Here is a 12,403-nt window from a genome sequence, read left to right on the forward strand (position 1 = left end):
AGAACCTCCTTTATGATAATAAGCGAAGTAGGTAATCTGCAATTCGGCTACCATAGACCCAAAGGTAAGAATAGCCGAGAATGGACAGGGGTTTGGCTAAGAGAATGATGGTTAAAAACCGTTTCAGCCTCATGTTGGTTAGGCCCGTTATCATGACCACAATATCAGCTGGAGACACCGGAGAAGCCATACAGAAGATGAAAAAGCGTTGATAGGTTTTACTGTCCAGTTTTTTCTCGTACTTGCGGAACTCGTCTTCCTTGACGAAAAGCAGGATAAAGGCTCTGCCATATTTCCGAACCAAAAGAAACAAGAGGACGCTGCCGATAATGATGCTGATGTAGTTATAGATGAAGCCCCAGACCGGTCCGAAAATCATGGCTCCAGCGACGGTGGTCACGCCTCCGGGAATGATGGGCACCACAATCTGGATGATTTGGATGAGCATGAAGAGGAAGGGGGCCAGAAGGGGAAATTTGGCCACCCAGTCCTTGAGGGCGTTAGTGTCGTTGAGGATGCCCATGTGGTAGAGCCAAATGACTAAAAGAACTGAGCCGACCAAGGTCATGAACCCTAAAACTCGGAAAAACTGCTGCAATCGTTTATACATACCCCTATCATACCAAAATAAAAAACTTTTTGCACTTTTTTGCCTTATCTGCTATAATGAAAAGGCTAAGAAAACCAACTTAGCCTTGAATCTGGGGTCGTTACGGATTCGACAGGCATTATGAGGCTTGTTCTGCAACCCGCGTGGCGGCGTTAACGCTCAGTTAAATATAACTGCAAAAAATAACACTTTTTACGCTCAAGCAGCTTAATAACCTGCCAGCGTGACTGACGGCCGTTTGCTTACGGCAGCCTGAGGTCTTTATTTAGTAAGCTGGCTGGCTGGGCTTGTTTCGACCCAACCAGCGAGACTTAGAAACTCGCCTGACACAGGCTTGAGCCATGTGTCGGTGTCAGGTTAAAGCAAGACATGACCTATGGTTGTAGACGAATGAGTTAGCAGGTGTTTGGACGTGGGTTCGACTCCCACCGGCTCCATGATAGGTTCTTATAAGTTCCTAAAACTTCTTATAAAAGAGCGAAGAGGCTGGGACAAAAGTCTTCCTCAACTCAAAAACACAGAGATTCACCTTGTTGTGAGTCTCTGTTTTGGTTTAGGGCCATTTTCTTGTTGTATTTGAGGAGGTTGTTGCCATGAGGATCAGTCCCATGTCAATCTGGACTTGCCGTTTTCCTCTCAGGTTACAGCGGTTGTAACCCAAACAAGCCTTTACCTGACCAAAGACGGGTTCCACATCAACTTTACGCCTAGCGAAGATGCGGTTGCCTTCTGCAGATAAAAACTTCTCTGTTTCTTCTTGTTTCAAGGCCTGGTACCGCTCGTTGATATAGTTCCCCTTATGCGGTGCTAAATCAGGGTCATCCGCCTTGTAAAGCCTAAGAACCTGTATTCACATCTCAGCATTCACCTGACTGGCTAGTTTTGGCTCACTCTTTGTCACATTTTTTGGTAATACGGGCAGTATTTCTGCAAAAATGTTTCTCGATTGCACCAAAACTAGCCTAGTCAATCAAATACTTCGATTGTGAATACAGGTTCTAATTTCTTGCTCAAATCCAGTAGTTGTTTTACTGTGTTTGATGGCTTCAAACTGATAGACCAACCCATCAAGATGGGTATAGGTATCATAAACCACATCATAAATCCAATTATCTAAGTTCTTAGACGACTGCTTGTAAGGCTTTTTCTGCTCCTGGTCAAACAGACCATACTTAATCAAATGGTCAATCCCCACTCATCAAGGGGAACCAAATTTTCCTCGCTCCCATAGCCCGCGTCTGCCACAACTAGCTGAGCTTGGTGGGGATAAGTGGACAGAAAAGGCGGAAGGGTTCGGGTGTCAGTCGGATTTTGGAAAGTGAAACAGTCCAGTGGATTGTTTCAGCCTAAGCTATAAAACAAGAAATGTGAGGGAAAATCGAACCCTACGGGTTACCGATTGAGCCCCACTCCTTTTTTCTGGAAAAAATAAGCCTGAGACTTGTCAAAGTCCTCATTTTTTGGTAAGATAAGAGAGTTGTGACAACAACAAATACTCATTTTGGATGAATTGTGGTCCTGTTGCCCTTGTGGTGGGCCTGCAAGTTGAAATCTGAAAGAGGGAAAAAACAAAAAGGAGAAATACTCATGGCAGTAATTTCAATGAAACAATTGCTCGAAGCTGGTGTTCACTTTGGTCACCAGACTCGTCGCTGGAACCCTAAGATGGCCAAGTACATCTTCACAGAGCGTAACGGTATCCACGTTATCGACCTGCAACAAACGGTTAAATTGGCTGACCAAGCTTACGACTTCATGCGTGACGCTGCAGCTAACGACGCTGTTATCTTGTTCGTTGGTACGAAGAAACAAGCATCTGAAGCGGTTAAAGAAGAAGCTACTCGTGCTGGTCAATACTTTATCAACCACCGTTGGTTGGGTGGTACCCTCACTAACTGGGGCACAATTCAAAAACGTATCGCTCGCTTGAAAGAAATCAACCGCATGGAAGAAGACGGTACTTTCGAGGTTCTTCCTAAGAAAGAAGTTGCTTTGTTGAACAAGCAACGCGCTCGTCTTGAGAAATTCTTGGGCGGTATCGCTGACATGCCACGCATCCCAGACGTGATGTACGTGGTTGACCCACACAAAGAGCAAATCGCTGTTAAAGAAGCTAAGAAACTTGGTATCCCTGTTGTGGCCATGGTTGACACCAACGCTGATCCAGACGATATCGATGTGATCATCCCAGCTAACGACGACGCGATTCGTGCTGTTAAACTCATCACAGCTAAATTGGCTGACGCGGTTATCGAAGGCCGCCAAGGTGAGGATTCAGTTGCTGCTGTTGAAGCTGAGTTGGCTGCTGAGCCTGCTTCTGCTGAGTCAATCGAAGAATTGGTTGACGTTGTTGAAGGTAACAACTAATCACCCCTGTTTAGGTCAAGTAGCTCTGCTATTGACCCAAAACACCTAAACAAGTAACTAAAACCTTAGGGCGGGGCCTTGCCCTCGCCCTTTTATAAAGAAGGAGACCTAAAATGGCAGAAATTACTGCAGCTTTGGTAAAAGAATTGCGTGAAAAATCAGGTGCTGGCGTTATGGACGCTAAGAAAGCCCTGGTTGAAACTGACGGTGACATCGACAAAGCGATTGAGCTTTTGCGTGAAAAAGGTATGGCTAAGGCCGCTAAGAAGGCTGACCGTGTTGCGGCTGAAGGCTTGACTGGTGTTTACGTTAACGGTAACGTGGCAGCTGTTGTTGAAGTTAACGCTGAAACTGACTTCGTTGCTAAAAACGCCCAATTTGTTGACTTGGTAAACGAAACTGCAAAAGCAATCGCTGAGCAAAAACCAGCTAACGACGAGGAAGCTCAAAAAGTGACCCTGTCAAACGGCGAAACCTTGGAAGCAGCTTACATCAACGCCACTGCAACGATTGGTGAGAAAATCTCATTCCGTCGCTTTGCTTTGATTGAGAAAACTGACGCTCAAGCCTTCGGTGCTTACCAGCACAACGGCGGCCGTATCGGTGTTATCTCAGTTATCGAGGGTGGCGACGAGACCCTTGCTAAGCAAGTGTCAATGCACATCGCTGCCATGAAACCAACTGTATTGTCTTACAAAGAGTTGGATGAGCAGTTCATCAAGGACGAGTTGGCTCAACTCAACCACAAGATTGAATTGGACAACGAGAGCCGTGCCATGGTTGGCAAACCAGCTCTGCCATTCTTGAAGTACGGTTCAAAAGCTCAGTTGTCTGATGACATCATCGCTCAAGCAGAGGCTGACATCAAGGCTGAGTTGGCTGCTGAAGGCAAACCAGAGCAAATCTGGGACAAAATCTTGCCAGGTAAACTGGACCGCTTCATGCTTGACAACACTCAAGTTGACCAAGCCTACACCCTTCTTGCTCAAGTTTACATCATGGACGACAGCAAGACTGTTGAGGCTTACCTGAACAGCGTTGGTGCTTCTATCCCTACATTCGCCCGCTTTGAAGTTGGTGAGGGTATCGAGAAAGCTTCAAACGACTTTGAAGCAGAAGTTGCTGCGACAATGGCTGCTGCTTTGAAAAACTAATTTAAGATATTAGAAAAACAGGCCCTTGGGGTCTGTTTTTTTGAACATAGCAGAGCGGTTTAGGTGATTTTGTCTAGGAGATAGGTGTCCCAGCTGTTTGGGGGAGGAGTTTTACAGAAACCTATTAGGGTCATGGCATAGGGGTCACAATCATCAACTTCGGTGGTGATGATCTCATACTGGCTAAAGAGGGACTTGATGACTTGGTTGATAAACGATTGAAAGTCCTGTAAGTCCCGTCCAGTCATGTAGGCAATTTCATTGTCCTCAACAAAAGCCAAGTTGGTGACCTGACCGTCTTGCTTAGTATAGAAGACCGTGTCAGGGAGAAGTTACTCAAACCGTTCTGATCCAGTTGTCCATGGGTTAATGGCTTGATGAGTCGCTTGGTAATGCGAAAACATGAGCTGGGCAGACGTAGAGAAGTCATCCTGTCCCCGTCTGGCCTTGTGAATGGGGTGTGCTAAGCCTGGTTCAAGCAGATGAGGTCGGTTGAGTTCCAACTCAAAACACCTGCGGCGACGCGTAAAGCCACCTGCGGTTAGGAAGGCAATTTTCTCCCGGTCATCAGAGGAGAGCATGACCTGAAAACCGAGCCCACTCTCCTGGAGCAGGGACTGAAAGAGCAGCTCTGCCATATCCAAGGGAAAGCTCAGTAAGTCTAAGGTCAGGTAGGTTTTTCCCTGGTGATAGGGGTTGCTATAGAGGGTGATGTGGCCCAGGGCTTGCTTATGATAGTGGACGGTGATTTGGTTTAAGGTACGATGAAACTCTAACATGGGATTCTCCTTGAACTTAGTTTATCGCAAATAGCGGTCATGGTCAATGCTGTCGTTTCATAGCCAATCATGGACAAGTTTCCTCTACTATGTTAGATTGAAGAAACCCCTTTGGAGGCTATTAAGGTGAAAAACTTATTTCTGACCCTGCTGACTGTGGCTCTCTTGGGGCTTGCCCTGCTTAACCTTTTTCCTGAGCTGGAAAACCAGCTCCACCAATTTTTAGGCTGGTATTAGCTAGAGGATTGGCCTGATTTGTGCTATAATAAAATGGACTACCCAGGCCCATTTGTCTGGACGAAAGGATTTTATGATGACAAAAGCACCATTTTACATTACGACACCGATTTACTACCCGTCTGGCAAGCTCCACATCGGGTCTGCCTACACCACTATCGCCTGCGATGTTTTGGCCCGCTATAAGCGCCTCATGGGCCACGAGGTCTTCTACCTGACTGGCCTTGATGAGCACGGCCAAAAGATTGAAGAGAAGGCCAAGGATGCTGGCCTGGACCCGCAGACCTATGTGGACAAGATGGCGGTTGGGGTCAAGGAACTCTGGAACCTCCTGGACATCCAGTACGACCACTTTATCCGCACGACTGACGATTACCACGAGGCTGTTGTTGCTAGCGTTTTTGAAAAATTGCTGGCGCAGGACGACATCTATCTGGGTGAGTATGCGGGCTGGTACTCGGTCTCTGACGAGGAGTTCTTCACCGAGAGCCAATTGACTGAGGTTTTCCGTGACGAGACTGGCAAGGTGACCGGCGGTATTGCCCCATCAGGTCACGAAGTGGTTTGGGTATCTGAGGAGTCTTATTTCCTCCGCCTCAGCAAGTACCAGGACAAGCTGGTCGAGTTCTTTAAGGCCAATCCAGATTTCATTCAGCCAAAAGGGCGTTTGAACGAGATGCTGAAAAACTTCATCGAGCCTGGTTTGGAAGACTTGGCCGTGTCTCGGACCAGCTTTACCTGGGGCGTGACTGTCCCAAGCAACCCCAAACACGTGGTGTATGTCTGGATTGATGCCCTGCTCAACTATGCCACAGCGCTGGGCTATGGCCAAGAAAAGACAGAAAACTACGATAAGTTCTGGAAGGGAACGGTCTTCCACATGGTTGGTAAGGACATCCTCCGCTTCCACTCCATCTACTGGCCAATCATGCTCATGATGCTGGACATGAAGCTGCCCGACCGCCTGATTGCCCACGGCTGGTTCGTCATGAAGGACGGCAAGATGTCCAAGTCCAAGGGCAACGTGGTTTACCCTGAGCCCCTGGTCGAGCGTTACGGCCTGGATGCCCTGCGTTACTACCTCATGCGGAGCCTCCCAGTCGGGTCTGACGGGACCTTCACCCCTGAGGATTACGTGGCCCGTATCAACTACGAGCTGGCCAACGACCTGGGCAACCTCCTCAACCGCACGATCGCCATGGTTAACAAGTACTTCGGCGGCCAGGTGCCTAGCCTGACGGCTGGTGCGACCGCCTTTGATGGGGATTTGGTGGCAATGGCAGAGCAGGCCATCAGCGACTATCAGACCAACATGGAAGCCGTTGACTACCCACGTGCCCTTGAGGCAGTCTGGAACCTGATTGCTCGGACCAACAAGTACATCGACGAAACAGCCCCATGGGTCCTGGCCAAGGAAGACGGCGACAAGGCTCAGTTGGCTGCTGTCATGAGCCATCTGGTGGCTAGCCTGCGTGTGGTTGCTCATTTGATTGAGCCATTTATGATGACTACCTCAGCAGCTATCATGAGCCAGCTTGGCTTGCCAGCAGTGTCTAGCCTGGATGGTTTGACCTTCTCAGACCTGCCAGCTGACTTGACAGTTGTTGCCAAGGGCACCCCAATCTACCCACGTCTGGATATGGAAGAAGAAATCAGCTATATCAAGGCCCAAATGGGTGGCGGCTCTGCTATTGACCCAGAAGAAGAAACTGAGTGGGACCCAGCCAAGGTGGAGCTCAAGAACAGCAAGGCAGCCATCAAATTCGAGGACTTCGATGCCGTGGAAATCCGCGTGGCCGAGGTCAAGGAAGTCAAGAAAGTCGAGGGTTCTGACAAGCTCCTCCAGTTCCGCCTGGACGCTGGTGACGGCCAAGACCGACAAATCCTGTCTGGTATTGCTAAGTTTTATCCAAATGAGCAGGAGTTGGTCGGCAAGAAACTGCAAATCGTGGCCAATCTCAAGCCCCGCAAGATGATGGGCCTCCTCAGCCAGGGCATGATTCTGTCGGCTGAGCATGACGGTAACCTGACCCTTTTGACCGTTGACCCAAGCGTGCCCAATGGCAGTTTGGTGGGGTAAACGAATAAAGTAAGAATCTTAGTCTAAGACTGAGATTCTTTGTGTTCTCACTGAGATTTCAAAGAGTTAGGTCGGGAAAAAACCTTTGATTTATGCTATAATTAAAAGATAGACAAAATCCCAGAGACCCCCCAAAAAAAAAAAACTACCGGCTTGCCGGAAAATGTTTGGGAGGGGGCTTTTATCAGACTAGGCTGTTTTTGTTAGGAAAGAGAGATGAGATGTCGCGACCTTTGATTAGTGTGATTGTGCCGATTTACAATGTGGCCGACTATATTGGGGCCTGCTTGGGCAGTATTTGTCAGCAGACCTACACCAATCTGGAGATCATCTTGGTTGATGATGGCTCGACAGATGACAGTTTGGAGCGGGTTGCGGATTTGGTTGCGGCTGATGGCCGTATCCAACTGCTTCGCCAGACCAATCAAGGCCTGTCTGCGGCTAGAAATGTTGGCTTGGACCGAGCGACTGGGGCTTATGTGACCTTTGTGGATTCGGATGATCGCCTTTATCCAGATGCTATCTCTGACCTCTACCAGGCCCTGGTCAAGCATCAAGTTCCCTTGGCCATCGGCAGTATTGCCTGGGATGGTCGCGAACCCATTTGCTTTACAGAAGAGGTCTTGGACCGCCTAGCCTTGATTGAGGCGACGCCTTCGGTGCCCCATAACACCGTGACAATCACTGCCTGGGGCAAGCTTTACGCCCGCCATCTTTTTGAGGGCATTCGCTACCCTGTCGGCAAACTTCACGAAGACGAGTACACCACCTATAAGCTCTATTTGGTTGCAGGGTATGTTGTTACCATCCCCCACTTGGTCTACCACTATGTGGACCGTCCTGGTTCTATTATGACCTCTCGTTTTACTTTGAAAAATGCTGAAGTGCTTGACGCTTTTAGGGAAAAATACCAGGTCTTAGAAGCTCACGGCCTATCCGGCCAGACTGCTCTAAAAAAATACCGAAACTACACTCGAACCATCTGGCAACATGGGGTCATCAATGAGGACCAAGAACTCTGTCGCTTAGCCCGCAAGTCCTACTGGTACGGTTTTGGTCGCCTGACCTGGAAGGGCAAGCTAGGAGCTATCAGAACTTATGGTTTGTCCTGGCTTAAAGAACTTTTGGGTTGGACCACATGGAGGCGTTTGGCATCGGCTTACCAACTCTTCAAGGTCTGGCGGTCAGGTCAAGATTTGGCTAATCCTCCTATTTTTTACTCGGACAAGGCTGGTCTGGCTTACCATGTTAACTTCAAGGCGGCCTCATCCAGTATCGAAACCGTCCTCTTGGCTGTTGAGCATGGCCTGCCCATGGATGGGGAGGACAAGTTTGCCAAGGCTCGTGCCCTCTTGTCTAGCCCTGGTCAGCCCACAGAGGCTTATAAACATTTTAGCTTTGCTATTAACCCCTTCAAGCGACTGGTGTCCTGCTATGAAAACAAGGTGGTTCAGGCAGCAGACCAGGCCTTTGACATTTATCTCTTTGGCTGGCTCAAGTCGTCCAAGAGTTTTGACCAATTTGTCCAACGGGTGACTAAAATTCCACCCCAATTCCTGGAGGGTCACCTGGCCTATCAGCACCCGATTTTTTATAAGGATGGTCAGCTCGTGCTAGACTACGTGGGTAAGGTGGAGACCATCCGTGAGGATTATGCCAGCCTGGCCCAGGAGCATGACTTGCCAGCCCTGCCCCATAAAATCCAGTCGGTCAAGACCGACTGGCGAGACCATTACACCACGGCCCTGGCCCAGCAGGTGGCGGCCTACTACCGTGAGGACATCAAGCTGTTGGGCTATGAGGACACCTATCAGGACCTCTTGGCCTATCTAAAAGAAAGGAACCGCTAATGCAGCCCTTAGTCAGTGTGATCATCCCTGTTTATAACGTGGCCGACTACCTTGGTGCCTGTTTGGAGAGCGTCTGCCAGCAGACCTATACCAACCTTGAGGTGCTTCTCATTGATGACGGCTCCACGGACGGTAGTTTAGATAAGGTGCGTGACTTGGTTCAGGCGGATGCTCGGGTTCGGGTTTTGACCCAAACCAATCAAGGGGCCGCCGCTGCCCGCAACAAGGGCCTTGATGAGGCCAAGGGAGACTACCTCTTCTTTGTTGATGCGGATGGCTGGGTGACGCCTGATGCAGTGGCCAGTCTTTACGCCTTGACCCAGGAGTTTCAGACCAAGCTGGCTGTGGGCGGAGTTGTTTATTATAATAGCGAAGGTGGTATAAATCAAACCTCAACTTTTTCGCGTGGAGTTTGGTCATCGACAGATATTATCCGAATGATGTATACAGAACATCGGTCGCTTGCTTTAGGGGCGGGTAAATTCATTCACCGTGATTTATTGAGTACTCTACGTTTCCCAAACGGTAAGCTAGTAGAGGATGCTTTTTTCCAACCTCAGTTGTATCATTTAGTTAATAGGGCTGCTCTGGATTCTAAATTAGTATACCATTATTTTTATCAGCGTTCAGGCAATGCATCATCTGCTCTATCTCTAGAAATGTATCAACATCATTTGGAGGCCTTGGCATCTAGTGCTCTTTTGTTTGGCAATGATTCAACCTTGGTTGATGTGATTAGGAGTCGTCAGTTTACAGTAAAGGCTCACTATCTTGGAAAGGCAGCTGATAGAGGTGACTGGGCTCTTTTGAAACAAATTGCGAGAGACTACTGGAAAGATTTTTCTTACCTTTCTTTGAAAGATAAAACTCGGTATTTGAAAGCCTACTTCCTTTATCAGTGGGGGATACCTATCTGGCATTTTCTTAAACGTTGTAAGAAAAAGTGTTGGCAACAGGTGTTATTACCTTTAGATAATCGATTTAAGAACAGTGTTTGGTATCAATGGCCAAGAGGGGTGATGAGAGGTTTTTTAAAGGAAACTGGGAATCGTCGCAACCGCCTACCAGCTTTTCGTGAGGGTTTGGCTCAAGTCCAGCGGACAGGTTATTTTGGTAACACCATTGGGCGGTATGCTCATTTGCCTCAGTTGGGTGTTTGCTACCTAGACAATGCCAAGGTGGCCTCAACCTCCATCAAGGAGGCTCTACTTTTGGCCAATGGTGGTAGCATGGCTAACCTGTACCAAAATGACATCCATATACACTTCAGCCAGTATTTTGTCAGACCAATTGAACCCGGTGTTGCCCTGCCTGACTTTAGCTTTGTCTTTGTTCGTAACCCCTTTGAGCGGGTGGTGTCCACCTACAAAAATATGTACCATAGCAAGAAAGTCTGGTCAACCTTCAAGGTTTACCTCTTTGGTTATTTCAAAAAGGACAGGGGCTTTGACTATTTTGTGCGAAAGGGTCCTGTTCGGATTTCGGACAAATGGGCGGACACCCATCTGGTCAGCCAGCATGTTCTGGTTTATGGGCCTGAGGGCCAATGCTACGCTGATTTTATCGGGCGATTTGAGCACCTGACTGAGGACTGGAAAGAGGTTCAGCAGCGGGTGGCCTTGCCAGATTTGCCTGTCCGCAACCAGACGGCTAAGAGCGACTGGCGGGACTACTACACTCTGGAGTTGGCCCAGATGGTCTACCAGCGTTATCAAAAAGACGTCGAGGTCTTTGGTTACCAAGACGCCTACCGAGACTTAGTGACTTATTTGGAGGAGAAGGAAAAGAGCAGTGCTGGACTTTAGTTTGTATGTGCTTGTTGGTTTTCTAGCCCAGCTGATTGACGGGGCCATGGGCATGGCCTACGGCCTGTCTTGCAGCACCTTTTTGCGGTCGCTGGGGGTGCCTTCCCTGATCAGCACGGCCTGCATCCACGTGGCCGAGGTCTTCACCACCCTCTTTTCAGGCTTGGCCCATTTTCGTTTGGGCAATATTGACAAGCAACTCTTTTACCGTCTGAGTATCAGCGGTGTGCTAGGTGGCCTCCTGGGGATTTTAGCCCTGCGGTATCAATGGGTACCAGCCCTGGATCGACTGATTGATGGCTACCTCTTGGTGATGGGGATTTATATCCTGTCCAAGGCCTTTCGGCCCAAGATGCTGCCGCCCAAACCCTCACAAGTGCCCCTTATCGGCTTTTTCGGTGGTTTTTTAGATGCCATTGGTGGCGGTGGCTGGGGACCTATTGTGACCACCCACCTCTTGGCCCAGTCGCCGACCCCACGGACGGTTATCGGCAGTGCCAATGCGGCAGAATTTTTCGTGACCAGCCTGCAAACCCTCTTTTTTGTGGCCTATGGCCTGGCGGATTTGCAGCGGTATGGTTTGGTTATCCTGGGTCTTATGCTGGGAGGCCTCTTGGCCGCCCCCTTGGCCGCTTACTTGGTGACCAAACTCAAGCCCCGTTTCCTCTTTCTGATTGTGGGGACGGTGATTATCTTGCTTAATGCCTACCGCCTCTTGGCGGCCTGATGACAAAGGAGTGTTGACATGACCCTAGCGGTGATTAAGGACTTGGCCAGACAGGCTGGCCAGGCCATCTTAGCGATTTACGACCAGTTTGAACCAGGTCAGGAAGTCTCTAAAGCCGACCAGTCGCCCCTGACTGCGGCTGATTTGGCAGCCAATGCCATCATTGTGGCAGGCCTGCGAGCGGCCTTTCCCAGCTTTGCCATTTTATCCGAAGAGGAAAAGGACAATCTGGACCGCCTGACCAATGACTGGTGCTTTATCGTGGACCCTCTGGACGGCACCAAGGAGTTCATCAAGAAAAACGGCGAGTTCACGGTCAATATCGCCCTGGCCCATCAGGGCCAGCCTGTTCTCGGGGTGATTTACGCCCCTGTCTTGGACGAGCTCTACTATGCGGAACAAGGCAAGGGAGCCTTTCTGGAGAAAGACGGTCAGTCCCCAATCCGCCTGCAGGTTTCTAGTCGAACTTCCAAGTTGCGTGCGGTCGCCAGTCGCTCCCATCAAGCTCCTGAGTTGGAGGAGTTATTGAGCAGGCATGGTGTGACTGATTTTGTGGCCATGGGGAGTTCCCTGAAAGGCTGTTTGGTGGCCAAGGGGGAGGCAGACATCTATTTCCGCCACAACCCGACCATGGAGTGGGACACGGCTGCCATGCAGTGCATCGTCGAGGAGGCAGGCGGAATCTTCCGCCAGATGGACGACAGCCCCATGACCTACAATCGGGAGGATTCTTTGAATGAGAGGGGATTTTATGCGATTAATAAGCAGAAAAATCGACTAAACTAATCAGCTTG

At 49.2% G+C, this 12,403-nt stretch carries 10 protein-coding genes, 1 other RNA gene and 2 pseudogenes; 8 read left to right on the forward strand and 5 right to left on the reverse strand.

Annotated features, from left to right (window positions below):
* Positions 1–10: 10 nt before the first annotated feature.
* The gene (locus AC3ARB_RS02470) at positions 11–610 is read right to left on the reverse strand and encodes a TVP38/TMEM64 family protein (RefSeq protein ID WP_488320988.1); all 600 of its coding nucleotides are present in this window, start codon (positions 608–610) and stop codon (positions 11–13) included.
* A gap of 93 nt (positions 611–703) precedes the next feature.
* On the opposite strand from AC3ARB_RS02470, the gene ssrA reads away from it, so the two are divergent.
* Positions 704–1,050, forward strand: a transfer-messenger RNA (tmRNA) gene (gene ssrA / locus AC3ARB_RS02475).
* A 69-nt stretch (positions 1,051–1,119) separates the two neighbouring features.
* On the opposite strand, the pseudogene AC3ARB_RS02480 reads toward ssrA, so the two are convergent.
* Positions 1,120–1,451 (reverse strand): annotated as a pseudogene (locus tag AC3ARB_RS02480) (transposase); the annotation flags it as partial.
* 156 nt (positions 1,452–1,607) lie between these two features.
* Positions 1,608–1,927 (reverse strand): annotated as a pseudogene (locus AC3ARB_RS02485) (transposase); the annotation flags it as partial.
* 270 nt (positions 1,928–2,197) lie between these two features.
* Here AC3ARB_RS02485 and rpsB point away from each other — a divergent pair.
* Positions 2,198–2,977 carry a 30S ribosomal protein S2 gene (gene rpsB, locus AC3ARB_RS02490; RefSeq protein WP_488320989.1) on the forward strand — a complete coding sequence of 260 codons (780 nt, stop codon included), beginning with the start codon at positions 2,198–2,200 and terminating at the stop codon, positions 2,975–2,977.
* A 113-nt stretch (positions 2,978–3,090) separates the two neighbouring features.
* The gene (tsf, locus tag AC3ARB_RS02495; protein WP_488320990.1) at positions 3,091–4,131 is read left to right on the forward strand and encodes a translation elongation factor Ts; all 1,041 of its coding nucleotides are present in this window, start codon (positions 3,091–3,093) and stop codon (positions 4,129–4,131) included.
* Positions 4,132–4,190: 59 nt separating this feature from the next.
* On the opposite strand, the gene AC3ARB_RS02500 is transcribed toward tsf, so the two are convergent.
* Together AC3ARB_RS02500 and AC3ARB_RS02505 are read right to left on the reverse strand one after the other, a co-directional pair.
* Positions 4,191–4,412, reverse strand: coding sequence for a hypothetical protein (locus AC3ARB_RS02500; protein WP_488320991.1), 222 nt, complete (start codon positions 4,410–4,412; stop codon positions 4,191–4,193).
* 51 nt (positions 4,413–4,463) lie between these two features.
* Positions 4,464–4,910 (reverse strand): hypothetical protein, encoded by a 447-nt coding sequence (locus AC3ARB_RS02505; protein WP_488320992.1) that lies wholly within the window; start codon positions 4,908–4,910, stop codon positions 4,464–4,466.
* 265 nt (positions 4,911–5,175) lie between these two features.
* Here AC3ARB_RS02505 and metG point away from each other — a divergent pair, with 265 nt between their 5' ends.
* From metG to cysQ, 5 genes are all read left to right on the forward strand, one after another.
* Complete coding sequence (gene metG / locus AC3ARB_RS02510; protein WP_488321519.1) at positions 5,176–7,227, forward strand: methionine--tRNA ligase; 2,052 nt, start codon at positions 5,176–5,178, stop codon at positions 7,225–7,227.
* Positions 7,228–7,448: 221 nt separating this feature from the next.
* Positions 7,449–9,077 carry a glycosyltransferase gene (locus tag AC3ARB_RS02515; RefSeq protein ID WP_488320993.1) on the forward strand — a complete coding sequence of 543 codons (1,629 nt, stop codon included), beginning with the start codon at positions 7,449–7,451 and terminating at the stop codon, positions 9,075–9,077.
* Positions 9,077–10,882: a glycosyltransferase gene (locus tag AC3ARB_RS02520; protein ID WP_488320994.1), complete on the forward strand. Its 1,806-nt coding sequence runs from the start codon at positions 9,077–9,079 to the stop codon at positions 10,880–10,882. Before AC3ARB_RS02515 ends, AC3ARB_RS02520 begins: the two co-directional genes overlap by 1 nt.
* Positions 10,869–11,609, forward strand: coding sequence for a sulfite exporter TauE/SafE family protein (locus tag AC3ARB_RS02525; RefSeq protein WP_488320995.1), 741 nt, complete (start codon positions 10,869–10,871; stop codon positions 11,607–11,609). Before AC3ARB_RS02520 ends, AC3ARB_RS02525 begins: the two co-directional genes overlap by 14 nt.
* Positions 11,610–11,627: 18 nt before the next feature.
* Positions 11,628–12,395 (forward strand): 3'(2'),5'-bisphosphate nucleotidase CysQ, encoded by a 768-nt coding sequence (gene cysQ / locus AC3ARB_RS02530; RefSeq protein WP_488320996.1) that lies wholly within the window; start codon positions 11,628–11,630, stop codon positions 12,393–12,395.
* The last annotated feature ends 8 nt before the right edge of the window (positions 12,396–12,403 follow it).

The sequence above is a fragment of the Streptococcus sp. ZY171113 genome (assembly GCF_057748235.1).

Coding starts and splice junctions, on each gene's coding strand:
- AC3ARB_RS02505 (WP_488320992.1), bottom strand. CDS start 4,910: ATGTTAGAGTTTCATCGTACCTTAAACCAAATCACCGTCCACTATCAT.
- AC3ARB_RS02520 (WP_488320994.1), top strand. CDS start 9,077: ATGCAGCCCTTAGTCAGTGTGATCATCCCTGTTTATAACGTGGCCGAC.
- AC3ARB_RS02470 (WP_488320988.1), bottom strand. CDS start 610: ATGTATAAACGATTGCAGCAGTTTTTCCGAGTTTTAGGGTTCATGACC.
- cysQ (WP_488320996.1), top strand. CDS start 11,628: ATGACCCTAGCGGTGATTAAGGACTTGGCCAGACAGGCTGGCCAGGCC.
- AC3ARB_RS02515 (WP_488320993.1), top strand. CDS start 7,449: ATGTCGCGACCTTTGATTAGTGTGATTGTGCCGATTTACAATGTGGCC.
- tsf (WP_488320990.1), top strand. CDS start 3,091: ATGGCAGAAATTACTGCAGCTTTGGTAAAAGAATTGCGTGAAAAATCA.
- rpsB (WP_488320989.1), top strand. CDS start 2,198: ATGGCAGTAATTTCAATGAAACAATTGCTCGAAGCTGGTGTTCACTTT.